Origin of the sequence: Nitrospirillum iridis, assembly GCF_014205765.1 — a bacterium.
Lineage (GTDB): Bacteria > Pseudomonadota > Alphaproteobacteria > Azospirillales > Azospirillaceae > Nitrospirillum > Nitrospirillum iridis.
In genome coordinates, this window is the sequence record NZ_JACIIZ010000007.1 from 175,642 (window position 1) to 198,294 (window position 22,653).

10 protein-coding genes are annotated in these 22,653 nt (G+C 68.4%); 5 read left to right on the plus strand and 5 right to left on the minus strand.

Annotated features, from left to right (window positions below):
* The first annotated feature begins 297 nt into the window (after nt 1–297).
* Complete coding sequence (locus FHS74_RS14095; protein ID WP_184801546.1) at nt 298–8,913, plus strand: tetratricopeptide repeat protein; 8,616 nt, start codon at nt 298–300, stop codon at nt 8,911–8,913.
* A 9-nt stretch (nt 8,914–8,922) separates the two neighbouring features.
* On the opposite strand, the gene FHS74_RS14100 is transcribed toward FHS74_RS14095, so the two are convergent.
* The 3 genes from FHS74_RS14100 to FHS74_RS14110 form a co-directional block, all read right to left on the minus strand.
* On the minus strand, nt 8,923–10,065 hold the full coding sequence (locus tag FHS74_RS14100; protein WP_184801548.1) for a metallophosphoesterase family protein: 1,143 nt from the start codon (nt 10,063–10,065) through the stop codon (nt 8,923–8,925).
* 69 nt (nt 10,066–10,134) lie between these two features.
* Entirely contained in the window at nt 10,135–12,381 is a 2,247-nt protein-coding gene (locus tag FHS74_RS14105; protein WP_246463143.1) for a TonB-dependent receptor, read from the minus strand.
* 413 nt (nt 12,382–12,794) lie between these two features.
* A complete protein-coding gene (locus tag FHS74_RS14110; RefSeq protein ID WP_184801552.1) occupies nt 12,795–13,991 on the minus strand; it encodes a glycosyltransferase family protein in 1,197 nt (398 codons plus the stop codon).
* A 176-nt stretch (nt 13,992–14,167) separates the two neighbouring features.
* Here FHS74_RS14110 and FHS74_RS14115 point away from each other — a divergent pair, with 176 nt between their 5' ends.
* From FHS74_RS14115 to FHS74_RS14130, 4 genes are all read left to right on the plus strand, one after another.
* Nucleotides 14,168–15,988, plus strand: a complete 1,821-nt coding sequence (locus FHS74_RS14115) for an alkaline phosphatase D family protein (protein WP_211106300.1) — start codon at nt 14,168–14,170, stop codon at nt 15,986–15,988.
* 194 nt (nt 15,989–16,182) lie between these two features.
* Nucleotides 16,183–18,441, plus strand: coding sequence for a TonB-dependent receptor (locus tag FHS74_RS14120; protein WP_184801554.1), 2,259 nt, complete (start codon nt 16,183–16,185; stop codon nt 18,439–18,441).
* 129 nt (nt 18,442–18,570) lie between these two features.
* On the plus strand, nt 18,571–19,158 hold the full coding sequence (locus FHS74_RS14125; protein WP_184801556.1) for a nucleotidyltransferase family protein: 588 nt from the start codon (nt 18,571–18,573) through the stop codon (nt 19,156–19,158).
* A 140-nt stretch (nt 19,159–19,298) separates the two neighbouring features.
* Nucleotides 19,299–20,540: an MFS transporter gene (locus FHS74_RS14130; protein WP_184801558.1), complete on the plus strand. Its 1,242-nt coding sequence runs from the start codon at nt 19,299–19,301 to the stop codon at nt 20,538–20,540.
* A gap of 17 nt (nt 20,541–20,557) precedes the next feature.
* On the opposite strand, the gene FHS74_RS14135 is transcribed toward FHS74_RS14130, so the two are convergent.
* Together FHS74_RS14135 and FHS74_RS14140 are read right to left on the minus strand one after the other, a co-directional pair.
* Entirely contained in the window at nt 20,558–21,205 is a 648-nt protein-coding gene (locus FHS74_RS14135; RefSeq protein ID WP_246463128.1) for a D-sedoheptulose-7-phosphate isomerase, read from the minus strand.
* A 162-nt stretch (nt 21,206–21,367) separates the two neighbouring features.
* A complete protein-coding gene (locus tag FHS74_RS14140) occupies nt 21,368–22,282 on the minus strand; it encodes a hypothetical protein (RefSeq protein ID WP_184801562.1) in 915 nt (304 codons plus the stop codon).
* Between the last annotated feature and the right edge of the window lie 371 nt (nt 22,283–22,653).

A 22,653-nucleotide genomic window follows, 5' to 3' on the forward strand; every position in this document is an offset into this window, starting at 1 on the left:
AGGCGCGTTCCAGCCGGGCTGAACGGCCGTCGTGGGGGGGCTTCGCCTATTCCGGCCTTTACCCGACCATTTCCGTCGGCCGTTCCCGTCCGATTGTACAACGTCGGCGAAGCGCCTCCGCCCGACGCGCGCCGGGAGTATAGCGCCAACACGGCTGCAAGTATCAACAATCTGTGTGATTTATGTAACCCCGCCACAACTGCTATCCTTATGGTGTGGTTACACGGGTGGCCCGCGCGCCGTTAAGGCGGATGCCGGCGGTTCGTCCTCGGAACAATGTTCCTGACAGGTGAAGACATGGTCCAAGGCGGGACCGGCAAGGGGGCGGCGGGCAGGGGCGCGGGGGGCCAAACCATCGGCGCCTTGCTGGCCCAGGCCATGGATCGGCATCGCGCGGGCGACCCGGCTGGGGCGGAGGCGCTGTACCGGCGCGTCCTGGCGCTGGATGCCGGTCAAACGGACGCCTTGAATCTGTGTGGCGTGGCCTGCCACCAGCAAGGCCGGACGGCGGAGGGGCGGGCGCTGCTGGAACGGGCCTTGGCCCGACGGCCCGACGATATCGGTATCCTGGAAAATCTGGGACTGCTGCTGGTGGAACAGGGGGCGGACGATGAGGCCCTGCCGATCCTGCGGCGCGCGGTGCGTCTGGCCCCCCGGTCGGTTTCGGCCTGGAGGTCGTTGGCCCAGGCGGGGCGGCAGTTGCACGACAGCGCCCTGATGATGGCGGCGTACAAGGCGCTGCTCGACATCGACCCGCGGCAGGTGGACACCTTGCTCGGGCTCGGCGACCTCTTGCGCCTGGTGGGGGAGCCCGAAGAAGCGGAGGTGATGGCCAGGAAGGCCCTGGCGCTGGAGCCGGGACACGTTGGCGCCTTGCTGAACCTGGGCACGGCACGCCAATGGCAGGGGGACATGGTGGGGGCGGAGGCCGCGTTCACTGGCGTCCTGGACCGCGCCCCCGGCAACCCGATCGCTCACTGGGATCGAAGCCTGGTAAGGCTGGCCCAAGGCAAGCTGGAGGAGGGGTGGGCGGACTACGCCTATCGTTTCGAAGCCGGAATCGTTAAGCCGAATCGTCATGTCGGCCGCTCCCGTTGGCAGGGTGACGCCTTATGCGGCCGCCGCCTGTTGTTATGGCGGGAGCAAGGGCTGGGGGATGAGATCATGTTCTCAGCCCTCTATGTCCCCGCCATCCGCGCGGCCCTGGCGCAGGGCGGAGGCAGCGTGGTCATCGATACCGAACCGCGTCTGGTCGGGCTGATGACGGGCTACCTGCGTCAAGCCTTGGCCGAAGGCGGTCCATCCGACGCCTTGGACCGGGCGGAGGTGCGGGCCGATGGGGTGGGGGGGGACGACTTCGACGTGCACGCGCCCGCCGGCGACCTGCCAATCCTGTTCGCCGGCCATCTCGCCGTCTTCGCTGGTCGGGATCGAGGATGGTTCACGGCCGATACCGCCGCCGTGGCCGACTGGCGCCGCCGTCTGGCGGATTTGGGGCCCGGCCTGAAAGTAGGAATCTGCTGGACGTCCGGCATGCGCGGCCTGCATCGCGATGCCAACTATCTGGAACTCGTGGGTTGGGCGCCGCTGTTGGACGTGCCCGGCATCGTCTGGATCGATCTGCAATACAACGACGTCACGGCGGAGCGGGCCGCCGCCGCGGCCCAGGGGATGCCGGTACCGCATCGTTTCGCCAACCTGGATCAACGCGACGATATCGAGGGTGTCGCCGCCCTGCTATCCGCCCTGGACCTGGTCATCAGCGCCCCGACCTCGGTCGGGGAATTGGCCGGCGCCCTGGGGGTGCCGACCTGGCGTGTCGAACTGGGGGCGGACTGGTCCATGTTGGGCACATTCGTACGCCCGTGGTATCCCGCCATGCGCATCTTCGCCGGCCCCATTCCCGAGGCCTTGGAGGCGACGCGCGCCGCTTTGGTTTCACTAGTTGATTGCGACATCAAAACGAGTTCGATCGCCGCCCACCCCACCCCCACCCCCACCCCTATACCCGCCGTCGCGCTTTCCGCGCTGGCGCCGCCCACGCTGGCCGAGGCGTATGACCTGATGGCCGCCGGCCATACCGCCGAGGCCGCCGCCGCGTTCGCGGCGCTGGCGCGGCCGACCGGCCAACCGCGGGCCATTCGCGCCCAGGCCCTGCACCTTCTGGGGCTGGCTCGTTTCCATCTGGGTGACGGCGATGGCGCCGTGGACGCCCTTGAACAGGCGTTGTCGCTGCTGCCGCCGGAACAGTCGGCGATGCCGGCCAACAACCTGGGCAACGTCCTGCTGCATCTCGGCCGGCCCCAGGCGGCCGAGCGGGCTTACCGTCTGGCCTTGACCCATGACCCCAGCCTGGTGGCGGCGGCGTCCAACCTGGGCGTCGCGCTGCGGGAGCAGGGGGACCTGCCCGGCGCCGAGGAGGCGTTGAGGCGGGCCTTGGGCCTGGAGCCAGACCGGGCGGAGACGCTGGTGAACCTGGCGGGCGTGATGACGGCGCGGGGGGAAGAGGTCCAGGGCGAGGAGCTGGCGCGGCGAGCGGTGGCGCTGGCGCCGGATTTGGCGCACGCCCATGGCAATGTCGGTACGGCGCTGGTGGCGCAGGGCCGCCTGGCGGAGGCGGAGCCCTGGTTCGCCGCAGCCCTGGCCCGGGATCCGGACCAGCCCCTGGCCCGTTTCAACATCGGGCTGGCCCAGTTGGCACGGGGGGAATTGGCGGCGGGCTGGCGGGGATATGGGCATCGCATCGCGGCACGGGCCCGCGAGATGCCGCCGTTACCGGCCCCGATCTGGCGGGGGGATGATCTGGCGGGCCGCACCCTGCTGGTGCGGCGTGAGCAGGGCCTGGGCGATGAATTGCTGTTCGCCAGCCTCTATCCTGATCTGATCAGTTCCAGCGGCGCGGGGCGGGTGGTGATCGACTGCGACCCGCGCCTGGCCCGGCTGTTCGCCCATGCCTTCCCCGGCGCGATGGTCGCACCGGGTGGCCTGACCCCCGATGGCCATTCCGCCCCCATGGCGGACGCGGCCGTGGATGCGGGCGACCTGCCTGGCCTGCTGCGGCCCACGCTGGGCCACTTCCGCACCACGCCGCCCGCCTACCTCACCGCCGATCCGGTATTGGCCGACCACTGGGCGGGTCGTCTGGCCTCGCTGGGTGGCGGCCTCAAGGTGGGCCTGTGCTGGCGCAGTGGCCTGATGGCGGAAGGACGGCGGGCGCTATACCCGCCGCTGGACGAGTGGGCGCCCCTACTGCGGCTGCCCGGCATCCGGTTCATCACCCTGCAGTATGATCAACAGGCGGCCGAAGCGGAAATCGCGGCGATCGAGGGCCGCCTCGGCGTGCGCATCCATCGCTGGCCCGACCTTGATTTGCGTGATGACCTGGACGCCGTCGCCGCCCTCATGGCCGGCCTGGATCTGGTCGTCACCGCCGGCACCGCCGTGTCTGAACTGGCGGGGGCGCTGGGGGTGCCGTGCTGGCGCCTGGGCACCACCGCCGAATGGACGCGCCTGGGCAGCGGCACCCGGCCGTGGTTCCCGTCGCAATGCGCCTTCTTCCCGCCGCAAGGTTGCGTCGTCGGCGCCGTGCTACCGCACCTGGCGCGGCGGCTGGCGGATCTCAGCCAGCCGATATCACCGGCCTGGGCCCGTGACGGGGCCGTTTCCCGCACGCCAGAGCAGTTGTTCCTGGACGGCCTTGCTGCCCGCGACCAGGGGGATGTGGATGGGGCGGTGAATCGCCTGGGCCGTGCGGCTGACGCCGGGCACGGCGGCGCGCTGGCGGCGCTGGCCGGCCTGTTGCGGCGACAGGAGCGCTGGGCGGAGGCGGCGGACCGCTATCGCCAGATGCTGGCGGCCGGCCCAGACAATGTCGATGCGCTGTCAGGTTTGGGCCTGGCCCTGTTGGGCCAGGGCCAGGGCGGTGACGCCCTGCGCTGCCATGACCGGGCCCTGCACCTGGCCCCGGATCGGGCCATCCTTCATGCCAATCGCGGGCTGGTGCTGGCGGCGCTGGGGGATAAGGCGGGCGCGGCCGAGGCCCAGCGCCGCGCCACGGTGGCCGATCCCGCCTGGGTTGGTGGGTGGGTGAACCTGGGCGTGGCCCTGATGGCGCTGGAACAGCCGGACGCGGCGCGGGCGGCGTTTGACCACGCTCTACGACTGGCGCCGGAAGAAGCGGCGGCGCATGTCGGCCTGGCCAATCTTCACATGTTGCTCCGCCGGCCCGATCTGGCCGTCCCCCATTTGCGCGCGGTGCTGGCGTGCCAACCGGATAACGCCGACGCGCATCTGAACCTGGGTCTGGCGATGTCGGACTTGCGCCGGCCGGCGGAGGCCCGCGCGCAATACGCCAAAGCCCTGACGTTGCGACCCGGCTGGGCGACAGCGCGCTGGAACCAGGCGCTGGCGGCGCTGGAGGCGGGGGATCTCGCCACCGGCTGGCGCGACTATCCCGCGCGTTTCGGTACGGCCGACATTCCCCCCCGAGGCGACCTGGCGCTACCGGCCTGGACCGGCGAGGACCTGCGGGGGCGGGCCCTGCTGGTCTGGGCGGAACAGGGATTGGGCGACGAAATCCTGTTCGCCAGTTGCCTGCCGGATCTGGTGCGGTGGCTGGGCGCCCGGTCCTGCCGGCGCCTGGTGGTGGAGCTGGACGCGCGCTTGGCGGGCCTGGTCGCGCGTGCTCTTGCCCCCCTGGCACCGGCGGGCATGGCGGTGGAGGTGCGGGGGCGCACCGACACGCCGCGTGATGCCGATGTCCATGTGCCCTTGGGGGGGCTGCCGGCGCTGCTGCGTCGTCGGCTGGCGGACTTTCCGGTGGACGGTGCCCCCTGGCTGCGGCCGGACGCGGACCGGGTGGCACTATGGCGCGATCGCCTGGCGGCCCTGGGGCCCGGCCTGAGGGTGGGCCTGTGCTGGCGCAGCGGCCTGCGCACCCTGGCGCGCGAGGGCCTTTACCTCAGCCTGGCCCAACTGGCCCCGCTTCTGTCCGTGCCCGGCGTCCATTTCGTCGTGCTGCAATATGATGCCCGGGCGGGCGACACCGCGGCGGAAATCGCGGCCCTGTCCGCGGCCACCGGCGTGGTGCTGCACCTCTGGGACGATTTGGACCTGCGCGACGACCAGGACGACGTCGCCGCGCTCATGGCGGGCCTCGATCTGGTCATCTCCGCCGGCACGGCGGTGGGGGAGATGTCGGCGGCGCTGGGCGTGCCCACCTGGCGGTTCCAGCACCGGCCCAATTGGTCCAACCTGGGGACGGGCACCCGTCCCTGGTTTCCGGCCCAGCGGCTGTGGCTGTCGGAAGACCGTCCGTTGTCGACGGTGGTGGAACCGATGCGCGCCGCCCTGGCTGACTTGCTCGTCGCGAAGGTGGCGGTCGCCGATGTCACGGCGATGCTGGAGGCCGGAATGGCGGCTCACCGCGCCGGTGACATGGCGGCGGCGGCGGCCTCATACCGCCAGGTGCTGGAGCAGCGACCGGATGATGCCGATGCCTTGCATCTGTTGGGCCTGGTGACGGTCCAGGAGGACCGGCTGGATGACGGGATCGCTCTGCTGCGCCGGGCTGTGGCGGTCGATCCCGCCTTCGCCCAGGCGTACAACAGTCTGGGCAGCGCGCTGCTGACCAGGGCGGATATCCAGGGCGCCATCGCCGCCTTCACCCGGGCCATCGACCTGCAGCCGGATTATGCGGAGGCATGGGGCAACTTGGCCGGCGTCCACAACCAGTTGAACGACCGGCGTGCGGCTTTGGACGCCGCCGACCGGGCACTGGCGCTTCGTCCCGGCTACGTCAAGGCCATGGTCGAAAAGATGCACGCCCTAGCCAACTCGGGCGATACCGCCGGTGCGCTGGCCGTGGCCCGGGCCGCCGTCGCCCTTGAGGAAAGTCCCTTCACGCTGACCAACCTGGGCCTGGCGCTGGTGGCGCAAGACAAGTCGGACGAGGCCCGGGAACAGCATGAACGTGCTCTCGCCCTTGATCCGAACTATGCCGAGGCCGCCAACAATCTGGGCATGGCCTGGTTGAACCATGGGGGCCCCATAGGATGCGCCGGTGCTCGCGCGGCGTTCCAGCGGGCGCTGGCGGCCCGGCCCGATTTCGCGGCGGCGCGGTTCAACCTCTCCTTGCTGGACCTGGCGGAAGGGCACCTGGAGGCTGGCTGGGCCGGGCAGCAGGCGCGCTTCGCGGCCGGCCAGGCGCTACCGGACCGCCGCTTTTCCCTGCCGCTTTGGCGCGGGGAGGCGCTGGGGCGGCGGCGCCTGCTGGTCTGGCGCGAACAGGGCCTGGGCGATGAACTGCTGTTCTCCAGCCTCTACCGTGACCTGATCGCCGCCCATTCCCAGGCGTCTTTCGTCCTGGAGTGCGATTCCCGGCTGACGGGCTATTTCACCCGGGCTTTCGTTCCCGCCGGCGACACTCGCGTGATGGTGGTGCCCGACTTCACCACGGCGCAGGCGGTGGGCGCCGACCTGCACATCCCCGCCGGCAGCTTGCCCCAGTTGTTGCGCGGCCGCCTGGCCGACTTCACCGGCCAGCCCTATCTCACGGCCGAGCCGGCGCGCCTGGCCTTCTGGCGCGCGCGCATCAATGCGCTGGGCCCGGGCTTGCGCGTGGGCCTGTGCTGGCAGAGCTTGGTGCGCGACCTTGGCCGTGACAAGGCCTACACCCGGCTGGTCGATTGGCGGCCGCTGTTGCGACTGCCCGGCATCATTCCGGTGATCCTGCAATATGGCGAGGTCGAGGATGAGGTGCGGGCCGTGGAGACAGCGTTGGGCATCCCCCTGCATCGCTGGGCGGATACGGACCTGCGCCGGGATTTGGAAGCGGTGGGCGCCCTGATGTCCTGCCTGGACCTGGTCATCACCGCCCCGACGTCGGTGGGGGAGATGGCGGGCGCCTTGGGCGTGCCGGTCTGGCGCGTGGGCACCCGCATGGATTGGTCCATGCTGGGAACGGCGGTGGTGCGCCCCTGGTTCAGCGCCATGCGCGTGGTCCCGGTCCCTTGGGGTGGCTTCGCTGACGATACGGTGCTTCCCGTGCTCCAGGAACTGTGCCGGCTGCGTGATTTGCCGGTATCAACCGCCCCCGTCTCTACCATCCCCGTGCTGCCACCGCCTCCGGCCGCACCCTCCCGGTCGGAGGCGGTGCTGGCCGACGCCGTGGCGCGTCATCAGACGGGCGATGCGGCGGGCGCGCTGCCCCTTTACCGCGCGGTGCTGGATATCCAGGCGGATCAGCCGGTCGCGTTGCACCTCCTGGGGTTGGCGCTGACGCAGCTGGGCCGGGCGGAGGCGGGTTTGCCCTTCCTGCGACGGGCCGTGGCCCTGGCGCCCGACTACGCCGCGGCCCAGTGCAACCTGGGCAACACGTTGCAGTCCCTGGGCCGGCCGGCGGAGGCGGAGGGCTGCTATCGCCAGGTGCTGGCCACCGAGCCGGACCGCCCCGACGTGCTGACCAACCTGGGCAACGCCTTGCTGGCCCAAGGGCGGGCGGACGCCGCGGTGGCGTGTCAGCGGCGCGCATTGGAATTGGCCCCCGATCTGGCCGCGGCGGCATCCAATCTGGGCACGGCCCTGTTGGCTCTGGACCAGCCGGCGGCGGCCAAGGCGGCTTTCCGCCGGGCGCTGGGCGGTGTCTACAACGCCGCCGCCGTGCTGGCGGCCCCGGAACCCGCGGTCATCGACGCGCTGTGCGGCATGGGCGAGGCCTTGCGTCTGGCCGGCGACCCGCTGGCCGCGCTCCCATGGCTGGATCGGGCCGTGGCCCTGGCACCCGACCAGGCGACGGTTTGGAACAATCGGGGCCGTTGCCTGGGTGATCTGGGGTTGCTGCCCGCGGCCGTGGACAGCTACAGCCGGGCGGTCGATCTCGACCCCACCCTGGCCACCGCCCACTTCAACCGGGGGCTCGTCGACCTGACAGCCGGCACCCTGGCCCGGGGCTGGCAAGGGTACGCCTGGCGTTTCGCGGCGGCGGGCAAGCAGGCGGTTCCCCGATTCGATCGCCCGGCCTGGCGGGGGGAGAACCTGCGCGGCCGAAGCCTGCGGGTATGGCGCGAACAGGGCCTGGGTGATGAACTGCTGTTCGCCAGCCTCTATCCCGCCCTGGCGGCGCGGGCGGCGGCGGAGGGGGCCACCGCCGTTTCCATCGAATGCGATCCCCGTCTGGCGTCGCTGTTTGAACGCAGTTTCCCCAGTCTGCGCATCCTGCCCATGCCCCCCGGGCGGCAGGGATCATCCGGACTGGAGGCGGCGGGGGCCGACATGGTGATCGCAGCCGGGGATCTGGCCGGCCACCTGGCGCCCACCCTGGCCGGATTTGCCGCCGGCCGGATTGGGTCGGGACCAGGCTATGTCCTGCCCGATCCGGCGCGCGTGGCCCGTTGGCGGGACCGGCTGGCGGCTTTGGTGCCGGGGCCGGCCCTGATCGTGGGCATCGCCTGGCGTTCAGGCCAGCTCGGCGCCGAGCGGTCGCGGGCCTATTCCACCCTGGATCAGTGGCGCTCCGTGCTGGGTTTGCCGGGCGTGATGGCGGTCAGCCTGCACTACCAGCCGGCGGAGGAGGAGATCGCGGCCCTGAAACGCGATACCGGGCTCATCCTGCACCGCTTCCAGGACGCCGACCTGCGCGACGACCTGGAAACGGCGGCGGCGCTGACGGCGGCCTGCGACCTGGTGATCAGCCCCGCCACCTCGGTGGGGGAGTTGGCCGGGGCGGTGGGTACGCCCTGCTGGCGCTTCGCATCGCGCGATTGGACGACGCTGGGGACAAGGGTCCGGCCCTGGTTTCCCGCCCAGCGGCTGGTCGCGCTGGAGGATTACGGCGACCCTGAAGGTGTGCTGGCGCCCCCTGAAGGCGCGCTGGCGGCCATGGCCGCCGCCCTGCGCCGCCTTCGTGCGACCTAGATCGGCAGGTCAGCGCCCGGCTGGGATGTCCCATTCCTGAAGGGTGCGGCTGGGGCTGTCGCCGTCGTCGAAGCCGTGGATGACCACGTGGGTGCGGCCGCTGCGATAGGCCCAGACCTCCGCCCAGGCGTACATCCGGTCCACCGCCTGCGTGCCGCCGGCCTTGACCGCGGCCAGGGGCGATCCACCGGACCCGATGATCACCTGCCAGGCATGGCCGCCGGCGTCCTTGGTGGGTTGCCAGGCGTGGAAGATGTGCTCATGGCCGCAAAAATACGTGGCGTGATGGCGCTCGATGGACTGCCAGAAGGCGTCGCGCAGGGCCACATCGCCGGCGTCCAGGCCGGTTTCCTTCTCGACCTTTTCCACCTTGCCGTCCTTGGCCACGGGGAAATCGTAGCCGTAGGCCATCTTGTGGCCGAAAACGAAGATATGGGTGGCGCCGCGCGCCTCGGCCGCCGCGAAATCGGCCTCCAGCCAGGCCACGGGCGCCGTGCCGTCGGCGCCGCTGGGGTCGGTGTTGATGACGGCGATATGCACGGGGCCGGCGTCGAAGCTGTAGGTCAGCTGGCGCTGGTCGCTGGTGATGCGGTCGGTGCCGGGGGCGGGGGGGTTGTCCACCGACCAGTGGGTGGCGGGCACGCCGGTCAGGCGCTGCCATAGGGCGGTGTCCAGCACCAGATCGCCCACATTGGCCCGCCAGGCGCCCTCGTTGGCGGGGTTGGCCAGCTTCAGCGTCTTGCCGTCCGGCTGCTTGACCTTGCTTTCCGTCTCATGATTGCCGGCCACGGGCAGGACGTAGGTGCCGGCCTCCATCAGCGGCGCCATCATGCCCCGCCAGTAGGCGTATTCGCGGTCCAGCAGCGCGCGGTCCTGGGTGTAGCCCATGACCATGTCACCCAGGAAAAGGAAGGCCTGGGCGTGGGCGGCTTCCACCTCGCGGTTGATGCGGGCCAGCTGCCGGGTCGCCTGCAGGAAGGGCGCGTCATGGATGGTCAGGCGCGGGTCGTCCGGGTCCTGCCGGCTGTCGCCCACGGTGGCGAAATGGAAGACGACCGGGTCGTCGGCCGCCGGGGCGGCGTGGGCGATGCCGGTCGCGGAACCGAGCAGGCAGGCGCCGGCAAGGGCCAGCAGGCGAAGGCGGCGGGACATGGCGATGCATCCTGGAAAAGGGAAGGGAGGGGACGGCGAGGGGCCATCCCCCTCCGGTTGGCGCTACGTTCAGTATTTGACCTGGATGGTGCCCTGGATTTGGCGCCCGGCCTGGAAGGTGTAGAGGCCGCCGCCGTAGGAGGTGATGGCCCGGTCGTTGGCCAGATTGAACGCCGCCAGCTTCAGCCGCACCAGACCGAAATCATACGACAGGGAGACGTCGGTGGTGGTGTAGGCCGGGATTTCCCAGGCCTGGCCCGGGGTCAGGAAGGTGCCATCGGCGGTGGTGGTGGCGGTGCCGCCGTTGTAGGACACCACCTGGCGGCCCACCTGCTTGCGGCTGAGGGTGAATTGCCAGGGGCCCTGGTTGAACAGCATGCCGATGGCGTCCGTCCATTTTGGCACCTTGGTCAGGCCCTGGTGGGCCGTCAAGTCCTTGGCGGCGTTGATGGAGGCATTGGCGAAGAAGGTCACGCCGTTGTCGAAGCTGTAGGCCGCCTGGCCCTCCACGCCGCTGTACCGGGCGTTGCCGGCGTTGACGTAATATTGGCCGGTGGGATCGGCCACCGACAGGTTGGTGACGTCGATGCGGTAGATGTCGGCGTCGACCGTGACGTTGTCGCGGCTCCACACCGTGCCCAGCTGGTAGTTGGTGGTCTCCTGCGGCTTCAGCGCGTTCAGGTTCAGATTGTTGACATACAGGGTGGACAGGGAGGGGATCAGGAAGCCGGTGGCGTACTGGGCGTACACCGCCAGTTCTGGCGTGATCTTGTAATTGGCGGTCAGGAACTTCAGCGTCTTGTCATAGACGTTGTCGCCGTGCAGCGGCCCGCGGGTGAAGCCGGATACGCCGCTGTTCTCCATGGCGGCGTCAACCGTGCGGTCGAAGTTGACGTACTTGACACCGGGCGTGATGGTCAGCCGGTCGATGGGCCGCAGTTCGAAATCGGCGAACACCTGGTACTGGAACCAGGAGCTGTTCTCCAGCGTCTTGACGTTGGAGACGTTGGCCACCGTCGGTTTGGTCAGGCTGGAATATTTCAGGTCGTCGATGCCCTGCGTCAGGTCCTGCAGCAGGTTGTGCCGGTCGGTGCTGGAAGTCTCGGCCAGCCCACCCACCTTCAGGGTACCGAAGGACCAGTCCTTGTTGCCACGCAGGATGTCGCCGAAGACGCGGTAACGGTTACCTTTGCTGTAGCCGCCGATGTCGGTCTTGGGCAACGTCTTATTGCCGGGGGCCGATGTGTTGGTGGCACCCACCAGGCCGGTGACGTCGTTCACCGATTCCGTCTGGTTGGAATAGAAGTTGGTGTAGGCGTCGTTGTCGATGCTGTAGCCGTCGCCCAGGTCGCCCTTCAGGTTGATATAGTCGAAGTCCGTGGATTTACGCTGCTGGTTATATTTGTAGTAATGCTCGTCCTTCGGATTGTCGTTCAGGGCGAAATCCTTGCCGTAGGCCAGGACTTGGGCCCAGGTTTCGCCAGGGCCGGCGTCGGACTGGTAGAAGTGGGTGCGGTTGTGGGTGGCGAACAGCGTGGCCTGCCACGTCTCGCTGATGGGCAGCTGGATCTTGATCAGCTGGTTCTGCGCTTCGCCGCTGGAAAAGCTCAGCTCGCCATCCGACTGGCGCTCATCGAAGTTCAGCAGGACCTTGGCCCCGCCCAGGTCGTCCAGCTTGCCGGTCTGGAGGGTCGACACGAAGTTGTGGGTGTTGAACGAGCCGAAGGTGACCTTCTGCGACAGCCCGAAGGTGTCGTCCACCGTGGGCGAGAAATAGTGGATGGCGCCGCCGAAATTGGCCTGGCCCAGGTCCCCCGCCGCCCCGGGGCCACGGTCCACCACGGCGGACCCGATGGTCGATGCGGGGAAGTACGAGGCCGGATGGTGCGTCGGGTCGTTGGTGTCGCCGAACGCCATGCCGTCATAGGTGATGTTGAACTGGCCATCGGCGAAGCCGCGCAGGGTGACCTTGTTGGTCTCGCCCACGCCGCCGCCATTGGACGCGATGCCGCCGATGCTGGGGGCGATCAGCACCGTGGTGGTGATGTCACCTGTCTCCGGTGTCGCCTGCTCGATGTACCGGCGGCTGATGATGGATTTCGGCTGGCTTTGGTCCAGCGACGCCTTGACCGGCGCTTCCGCCGCCGCGCGGTTCTTCTCCGCCTCGATCAGGATGGTCTCGACATCCACGCCTTCCGACCCGGTGCCGGCGGTAGACCGGCCGCCAGCGCCGTTGGACGTATCCGGTGCCGGCGCATCCGGGGTGTTGGCCGGGCTGGCGTCAGCCGCCCAGGCGCCGCTGCCGGCCCAGACCATACCCACGGCACTGCCTGTCAGTAGAGCGTGGCGCAAAAGGCGATGATTTTTTTTGATTTTACTAAACATTTTCCGGCTCCCCCATGAAAAACGTGGCGCTTCACTAGGTTTGGCGCTGTGGGGGTGCACGTTAAATTTTGGTTTATGGATTATTACAGAGTGATTACACGAGAAGAAATAAACATGTGGGGGCGGGAGTTAACGGCCTCGTTATAGATTAAAGATTTCGTTAGTTTCAGGGTCGTTTGCCGCCGGGCGGCGCGGAAACACTTGCCATGCCATCGGCGCAATGCCCGTACAGCACCGAATTCATGGCCATGGTTTGGGCGATGGGGCCACGATTATTGAGAATGAGGCGCAAAGTCTTTCCGATCCGCTGCGCCACTATGACGCAGGGGGGCGGGCGTGCGGGGTCAGCGGGTCAGGATGTTGCCGGCCTCGAACAGGCCCAGGATGTGACGGGCCCGGACGTCCCAGGTGTGGTGGATCGCGGCCTGTCGGAATCCGGCCCGTGCCACGGTCCCCAGGGTGGCTGGATCCGCCAGGGCGGTCGTGATGCGGTCGGGCAGGGTGTCCAGGGCGCCCCAGCGATAGAACAGCATGTCGCGCCCGTCGGCATAATGCCGGTCGTAATAGCGGCTGGTGTCGGACACCACGGCCGCACCATTGATCTGGGCCGCGAACACCCGCTCATGCCCGCCGGAGACGAAGTTGTTGTTGCTGTTCAGCACCAGGCGCGTGCGGCGCAGCAGGCCCAGCGTTTCCTCGAAACTGCCTTCGCCCCGCCAGTCGAAGGCGGGGAAGGGGCGCCCTTCCCACCCTTTGCCGTAGACCACCAGCCGCACGCCGGCGGCGTTCAGCGTTTCCAGCAGACGGTGCCGGCGGTAGGCCTCGACATACTGGTAGACCTCCCGTGACTTGCGGATCAGCTGGATGCGGCTGGCGGGGGGCAGGCTGACGTCCCGGGCGGCCAGAACCTGGTCGATGGCGTCCTCAAGGGCCAGGGTGTCATGGCTGAGCGCCAGGTCGGCGGCATCATCGAACAGGGTGGTGACGAAGTTGCGCTCGGCCCCCCGCCAGCGCCGGTCGGGGGCGCCGCGATAGGTGCCGGTGAACAGCAGCGGAATGTCGCGTCGTTCCGCCCAGTCGTGGAACAGCGCGGCCTCGTCCGGCATGGCGGGGGGGATGCTGGTGTTGGCGCCGGGCGGCATCAGCGACAGCGCCGCGAAATGCCCGGCCGGGAAGCCGTCCCGCACCAGCGCCACATGGGTTTCATCCAGGAAGCTGACGATGAAACGGCGATCCATCCTGGTTTCCAGCCGCTCCCACAAATGCACCGGGTGGTCGACATGCAGGGTGATGAACAGGCTGTCGGCGGCGTCGTACAGCGATCCTTCGCCCGCGCGTAGGTCCACCCCCATGCTGTTCAGGGCGTAGAAGAACTGGACGGGCCGGGCCAGTGCGGCGTTCAGCCGCGCCACGCCGTCGGTGGCCGCCAGATCCACGACGATGGCCTCGTGCCCCAGCGCCGCGAAGGCCGTGGCCAGCTGGTCGATGTGCAGCCGAAGCGAGCCGTACTGCGACTGGCCCTTGAACAGAACGATACGCATTGCCCTTCCCCCGGGGCGTCAGGCCCCTGGTGCCTAAGGTGCCCCAGCCGGCATCACGGCGCCAGCTTTGCCCGCCATCGGCCGGGCGGTCATGAATCGGTAATCAATATGTCGCCGTGTCTTCAAGTGGATGGCGTAACGGACGGCTTTCGCAATCACTGCTGGATGATCGCCTTATGAGCATGGTGAGCCGCCGCCGGGCCCTGTCGCTGTTGCTGTTGGGGGCCACCGCGCCCCTGGCCTTGGGCATGCGCCACGCCGGCGCGGCGACGGGCGCCGCCGCCGTCGCCTTCCGTCACGGTGTGGCCAGCGGCGACCCCCTGGCCGACCGCGTCGTGCTCTGGACCCGGGTAACACCCGAGGCCGCCGTCCCCAGCCTGCGCCTGGCGTGGGAGGTGGCGGCCGATGCCGCCTTCCAGCGGCCGGTGCGACGCGGCACGGTGGATGCCACCGCCGCCCGTGACTTCACCGCCAAGGTCGATGTGGACGGGTTGAAGCCCGGCCAGGACTATTGGTACCGCTTCACCCACGGCACTGTGACCTCGCCCGTGGGGCGCACCCGCACCCTGCCGCGGGGCCCCACGGACAGCGTGGTCATGGCCGCCGTCACCTGCGCCCTCTACCCCAACGGCTATTTCAACGCCTACGACCATCTGGCCCAGCTGGACCGGTTGGATGTCGTGGTTGAGCTGGGCGACTACATCTACGAATACGGCGCCAAGGACGACGATTACGGCATGGAAAACGGCCGGCGCCTGGGCCGCATCCCGGAACCGGCGCACGACATCGTCACCCTGGCCGACTATCGCCTGCGCTATGCCCAATACCGGCGTGATGCCGACCTGCAGGCCGCCCACGCCCGCGCCCCCTGGATTTGTGTCTGGGACGATCATGAGGTGTGCAACGACACCTGGGCCGGCGGGGCGGAGAATCACCATGACGGCCAGGGCGCCTTCCTGACCCGGGAAGCCGCGGCCGTGCAGGCCTATTATGAGTGGATGCCCATCCGTGAGCCGCGCCCCGGCCAGGCGGCGGAGGAGATTCAGCGCGCCTTCCAGTTCGGCGACCTCGCCACCCTGGTCATGGTGGAGACCCGCCTGCAGGCCCGGTCCCGCCAGCTGGAATGGAGCGTGCCGGGCGACCTGCCCATGGCCGTTTATGAGGTCGCGGCGGACAAGGGCCGGCGCAAGGTGGCCGACCCCGCCGTGGCGGCCCAGGTGATGGCGGCGGTGAAGGCCGGCGGTTCGCCGCCGGCTCCCTACGTCCTGGGCCCGGACGAGGAGGCCATCCGCGCCTACGGCGCCAACCCGGAACGGCAGATGATGGGGGTGCGGCAGGAACAGTGGCTGGCCGCCACCCTCAAGGCCTCGGTGGCCGCCGGCACGCCTTGGCAGGTGCTGGGCAACGAGGTGGTGATGGCCCGGACGGCGGCGCCCAAGTTCGAAAAGGCGCTGGGCGCCGATGGCGTGGCCCGTTGGCTGGGCGCCCTGCCCGAGGCGGCGCGGGCCAGCCTGGCGCAGATCGTTCAATTGGCCAGCTTCGACATCCCCTTCGATCTCGACGGCTGGGACGGCTACCCGGCGGCGCGGGAGCGGGTCTATGACGCCATCAAGGCGGCGGCGGTGGAGGGTCGGGCTGGCAATACCGTCGTGCTGTCGGGTGATAGCCACGCCTTCTGGGTGAACGAATTATACGATGCGGGGGGCAGCACCCGGGTGGCGGCGGAGTTTGGCGCCAGTTCCATCACCAGCCCGTCGCCCGGCGAGGAGCTGCACCTGCCCCAGCTCGGCGACATCATGAAGACGCAGAATCCCGAGGTCCTGCTGAACGACCACCAGGCCAAGGGCTACGTCCTGCTGACCCTGACCCATCAGGCGGCGACCGCCGACTTGGTGGCCGTGACCATCGATGCCAAGCCCTACCAGGCCCGCACGCTCAGCCGCTGGCGGGTGGCGGCCACGACCACGCCCGGTGTCGAGCGGCCCCGGCAGGTATGACGCGCGATGACTGGGGTACGGACAAAAATGTCACACGGTGACCAGTAAACAGATCGGTCATCGCTCTGTCGTCAAATAGTCATATCCTGTTGCTATGCAGCATGCACTTTGCGTCCGGCGCACCGATACGGGTTATCTCTTCCGTATATTTGCCTGACGGGGAAGATTTTAAATAAATCGAAGGGGGAAATTCGATGTTGAAGAATCGGCTGTTGGCTGGTGTGTCGCTGCTTATCCTGATGTCGGCCGGCGCCATGGCGCAGACGGCGCCCGATGCCGCCGCGGACGCCGCTGGCGACATGCAGGAGATCGTCGTGTACGGCCGCGGTGAAACCCGCCAGGTCCAGGCGATCACGCCCATGGACATGCAAATCGCCGTTCCCGGCGCCAGTCCGATCAAGGTGATCGCCAAGCTGCCGGGCGTGAACTACCAGGCCGCCGATCCCTATGGCGCCTATGAATGGGCGGTGCGCATCTCCGTGCGTGGCTTCAACCAGAACCAGTTGGGCTTCACGCTGGATGGCGTGCCGCTGGGCGACATGAGCTACGCCAACGACAACGGCCTGCACATCAGCCGCGCCATCTCCTCGGAAAACCTGGGCGTGACCCAGATGGCCCAGGGCACCGGCGCGCTGGATACGGCCTCCACCTCCAACCTGGGCGGCACGCTGAAGTTCACCTCGCGTGCGCCGGCGACCGAGGCCGGCGGTGAGGCGGCGGTTTCCTACGGCAGCAATGCCACGGTGCGCACCTACGGCCGGCTTGACACCGGCGTCGTGCCCGGCGGCGGCACGGGCTACATCAGCTATGACTATCAGCATGGCAACAAGTGGAAGGGCCAGGGCGAGCAGTGGCAGCAGCAGGCCAACGGCAAGTTCGTGCAGCCGGTGGGCGAGGGCACGCTGACCACCTTCGTCAACTATTCCGACCGGCATGAGAACGACTACCAGGACCTGTCCTTGGCCCTGATCGGCAAGTTCGGCTACAAGCTGGACAACATCTCGGACAACTACACCCTGGCCAAGTCCATCGCCACCGCCTACCAGACGGGCAAGGCCATCCCGGCCCCCTACGGCACCGTGGACGACGTCTACTATGACGGCGCCGGCAACCGTGAGGACATCCTGGGCGCGACCCAGCTTGAATACCCGATCAACGACCGCCTGTCGTTGAAGGCCATGGTCTATGGCCACCACGACAAGGGCATGGGGACTTGGGATACGCCCTACGTGCCGACGCCCGCGGCCTACGGTGGCTCCCCCATCTCCATGCGCACCACGGAATACACCGTGTCGCGCATCGGCACGGTGGACAGCCTGACCTACACCCTGGCCGACCACACCATCGAGGGCGGCCTGTGGTTTGAGAACAACGATTTCGACCAGGCCCGTCGTTACTATGGCCTGGGCGCGAATTCGGCCGGCCGCACCGCGGACGAATTCCAGGAAAACCCCTTCTACACCCAGTGGCAGTACGCCTTTAACACCAAGACCTACGTCTTCCACCTGCAGGACACCTGGCAGGTGCTGGATAACCTGAAGCTCAACTACGGCTTCAAGTCCATGAAGGTCGAGAACCAAAGCAGCACGATCATCGGCGATGCCATCAATGGCTCGATCGACACGTCGAAGGGCTTCCTGCCGCAGATCGGCTTCAACTATGTCCTGAACGACAGCAGCGAAGTGTTCGGCGACTACGCCCAGAACGCCCGCGCCTTCGTCAGCTCCCACACCGACGGGCCCTTCTCCACCACCCAGGCCGGCTTCAACGCCATCAAGAACAAGCTGAAGCCTGAGACCTCCGACGCCTTCGAGCTGGGCTACCGCGCCCATGTCGACACGTTCGAGGCGGTGGCCGCCGCCTACTATGTCAGCTTCCATGACCGCCTGCTGGCCACCACGGTCGGTTCTGGCATCCAGGGCAACCCGTCGGCCCTGTCCAACGTCGGCGGAGTCACCTCCAAAGGCATCGAGCTGGCCGGCACTTGGAAGTTCGTGAAGAACTGGTCGCTGTACGGTTCCTATTCGTACAACAAATCCACCTATGACGATAACACCCTGAACGGCGATGGCACGCTCTATGCCGCCACCAAGGGGAAGATCACCGTGGATAGCCCTCAGAACATGGTGAAGGCGGAACTGTCGTTCGATAATGGTGAGCTCTTCGGCGCCATCTCCAGCAATTACATGAGCGAGCGGTATTACACCTTTATCGACGACGGCAAGGTCCCCGGCTACATGACCGTCGACCTTAGCCTGGGCTACCGCTTCCAGGGCGGCGGCTGGCAGCGTGACCTGGAAATCCAGGGCAATGTCACCAACCTGTTCGACCGCCACTACGTCTCATCCATCGGCACCAACGGCTACACGGTCAGCGATCCCACGGGCACCTTCCAGACCCTGCAGGCCGGCGCCCCCACCGCCGTCTTCGTGTCGCTGCGCAAGAAGTTCTAAAAAAGGCGCGTCCATTCCGGTGGTGTGACCTTTTGCGCCACAGGTATATAAGTAAAGTTCTATATCTTTCAGGGGCTCGCCGGTTCGCTGGCGGGCCCCATTCTTTTATCAACGCAGCACCGGGGACGCATGAGCCCGCAGACCCATAAGGAACGGTTGGAGGTCCTGATCCGCCGCGATGGCGCGCGCCTGTGTCTTTTGCGGCATGTCCGGACCCTGGACTTGCCGGACTGCTGGATCGGGGCGGGTTTCGTGCGCAACGCCGTCTGGTGCCACCTGCACAGCCAGTACCCCGCGCCCCCGTCCGCTGATGCCGTCTGGCCCGACAGCGACGTGGATGTGGTGTGGTTCGATGATGCCAGGCAATCGGTCGCCTTGGACCGCGACCTGACCGATCGGCTGGCGGCATTGGAGCCCGGCGTCCGCTGGTCGGTGAAAAACCAGGCGCGGATGAGCGGTCGCAACGGCGATGCGCCTTATGCGTCCGCCGCCGATGCCCTGCGCCATTGGCCGGAAACGGCCACGGCTGTCGCCGTGCGCCTGACGGCGGCGGATGAGCTGGAGATCCTGGCGCCTTATGGTCTGGACGACCTGTTCGGCCGCGTCATCCGGCCCACGCCCCCCTTCCGGGGGGTGAGGCTGGACATTGTGCGCCAGCGGGTGCGCGACAAACGCTGGCTGGACCGCTGGCCGCTGCTGCGGGTGGTGGAGGCCTGAGGACGGCGACAGCCTTGGGGCGGCGTCAAGCCCCCAGCGGGGACGGGACTGGTTTTCGCAACTAACCGTTTCCTATTTAACCGTTACCCGGTACTGAGGACGGCCGCTCCGCCACGTTCCTGTGCAGGTCCGCCGTCTCCATGTCCGCATCCTCCCCCAGCACGCCCAGCGGCCTCCCTGGCGGCCCCTCGGGCGGCCCCTCGGACGACTTGTCCGTCGGCCTTACTTGGCTGTTCGCCGTCACCTGCGGCGCCGTGGTCGCCAACATCTATTATGTCCAGCCGCTGCTGGCCGATATCGCCGCCAGTTTCCAGGTGGGGATGGGGCGGGCCGGTATGCTGGTGACCGTGACCCAGGTGGGCTATGCGCTGGGTTTGCTACTGGTGGTGCCACTGGGTGACACCCATGACCGCAAGCGCCTGATCCTGGCCCTGCTGGGCCTGTGCATCTGCCTGCTGCTGGCGGCGGCCGCCAGCCCGGGCTTCCTCACCTTCGCCGCGGCGTCACTGGGGGTGGGGGTGCTGTCCTGCGCCGCCCAGGTGGCGGTGCCCTTCGCCGCGTCGCTGGCGCCGGACCACAGCCGTGGGCGCACCGTGGGCACGGTGATGAGCGGTCTGATCCTGGGCATCCTGCTGGCCCGCACCATCGCCGGCGCCATCGCCCACTATGCCGGCTGGCGGGCCGTCTATGTCACCGCCGCCGTCGTCATGACCGTGCTGGGCGTCCTGCTGGCCCGCACGCTGCCGGCCGACCCCGCCCGGCCCAGCATTCCCTATGGCCGGCTGATGGCCTCCGTACTGGCGCTGGCCCGCGCCGACGCCACCTTGCGCTGGCGCTCGCTGATGGGCGCCCTGGGCTTCGCCGGCTTCAGCGTGCTGTGGACGGGCCTGACCTTCGTCCTGAGCGACGCCCCCTATCGTTTCGATCAGGCCACCATCGGCCTGTTCGGGCTGGCGGGTTTGGCCGGCGCGCTGGCCGCTAGCCGCGCTGGCCGACTGGCCGACAGGGGCCACGCCCATCTGGCTACCGGCCTGTTCGCCGCCGCCTGCCTTGCCGCCTGGGGGCTCATGGCCCTCACGTCCCCCTTGCTGCTGGGGTCTCTGGTCGCCCTGACCGCCGGCATCCTGCTGCTGGATGTCGGGGTGCAGGGGCTGCAGATCACCAACCAGAGCGTCATCTACGCCAGCAACCATGGCGCCCGCGGGCGTGTCACCACCGTGTACCTCACCACCTATTTCGTGGGCGGCGCCTGCGGGTCGGCCGTGGCCAGCCTGGCTTGGGAACTGGGCGGCTGGCTGGCGGTTTCGGCCACCGGCGAGGCCATCGCGCTGACGCTGCTGGGCTGCTGGATTATGGCGCATGCCCGCCGCCGGGGCGCCTGACCGCTGGACCGGAGGCGTCAGAAGGGGCGGCTGACCGCCAGTGTCGGGTCCGTCAGGTGCCGCAGGCGCAGGAATTGGGCCAGCAGGTGCATGATGGACTGGTGCACATCCTCGACGACGCCGTAATTGTGCGCGTCCACATGCAGATTGACGTCGGCCAGCGTGGCGGCGCCGCCGCCGGTGAAGCCGGTCAGGGCGATGGTATGGGCCCCCTGGCCGCGGGCGGCCGTCAGGGCGTTCAGGATATTGGGTGAATTCCCCGATGAACTGATGGCGATCAGCACGTCGCCGGGACGGACGTAGGACTGGACCTGGTAGGCGAACACCTGATCATAGGCCATGTCGTTGGCGATGGCGGTGATGACCTCCATCGTCGCGACCAGGCTGTGCACGACGGGCTTTACCGTCGTGTCGGTCCGGATGCCTTTCAGGCAATCGCACACCAGATGGTTGGCGATGGCGGCGGAGCCACCGTTGCCGCAGGAAAACAGGGTGCGGCCGGCCCCGATGGCGTCGGTCAGCAGCGCGGCCGCGCGATTCAGGGCCTGGCGGTCCACCGACGCGTGCGCCCGGGCCACGGCCTGGAAGTAGTCATCGCCATAGGTGCCGCAGTCTTGATAGGGCCGCGTCGGGAACTTGGGCGTCGATGGGGGGAGTTCTGACAAGGGTGCCGTGCCGTCCAGTGATGCGCGGGCACCATGGTACAGGGCCGCGACGCGGAGTTCAGCAATTACCGCCCGGGAAAGAGGGCTGGCCGCGTTTGAACGGCATCTTGGCCGGCTCCGCGTCATTTCCGGACAAGCGGGTCCGTCCAAATGCCTGAGGTCTCAGGGCCCGCTGACCACCAGACGGTCGGCGCCGATATGCCGGCGCAGCACGTCGGCCAGGGCCGTGGCCTGCACGCTGCGGAAGGGGTCGCGGCCGGTCAGCACCAGCGCGACGTTGGATGGCGTGATGTCCAACGCGGCGGCGATGGCCACCTGTAGTTTGAGCCGCCGCACCTCGGACGCCAGATGATGGGACTGACCAGGATCGATCAGGATCCCCTTATTCCCGCTGCGAAAGACGAGATGAACGGTGCTGGTCTCCGGGCTGGGGGCGGGCGCACGGCCGGCCGGGGGATGGGGCGGGGCGCTGGGCTGGCCACCGGCGTGGGGCTGTGGCTGAAGGGCGGAAAAGTCCGGGAGTTGCGGGCAGGCGCCTGCCACCGTCTGCGCCAGGGCGCGGGCCCGGTCCAACCTGGCCACGCCGGCCTCGTCCAGTTTCTCCTCCAGCCCCTCCGTCCCGGCCAGCCAGCGTTCCAGCAGATGCCGGGCGCCGAGGGGCCGGGGGGCGGTGGAGGCCGCCACCTGCTCGATCAGCGTCGCGCTTGTCTCCAGTTCCAGCCGGGCCAGATGCCGTTCCAGCAGGGTCAGCTGGGCGGTGGCTTCGGCGCGGCGGGGCTCTTCCAGCGCGTCGATCTGGGTGCCGATGACCGCGACGAAGGACAGGACCTCGCTGAACAGCGGCGCCAGGCGGCGCAAGGTCGCGTACGCCTCGTCCCTATGCGTCTCTGTCGCCAGGGTCCGGGCGCAATCGGCGCCCAGCGTCCGCACGGCCTCGTTCAACTGGCTGATCTTCTGGCGTGTGGCCCGGTAGCGGCGCGACTGTTCAGCATCCCGCGGGCGCCGCGCCTCTAGGGAACGGCGCCGGGAGCCCTCTTCCGAGGCGAAGGCCGACGGGGAGGTCGTTTCCCTGGACATGCTTGGGCGGCCTGGGCTGTTAGTCGAGATGGTATCGACAGGCGACAGCTTAGCACAGCGCGCCGCCCGGCGCGTCAGGCGCATGGGCTGGGAAACGCGGCATTGGGTATCGGCCCCGGCTGGAACGCTTGGGGCCAGCCAGCGCCGTCTCGGGCCGCCTAACCTTTTGGCATCGCGCCCCGGGTGTGCGGCCTCTGGCCTTTGCCCTGGCCTACGGGCAGTAATCGGTCCGGGTATGGACGTCGCTCGGCGAAAATCAGTGGCCGGCGGATCGTTGGCGAGGATTTGGTAATCATTTGACGTTAACCATGCACCTGAGCCGCCCTCGGCGGCGCTTTTATTCCGGAAGGACGGCTGGGCACCCCGGTCAT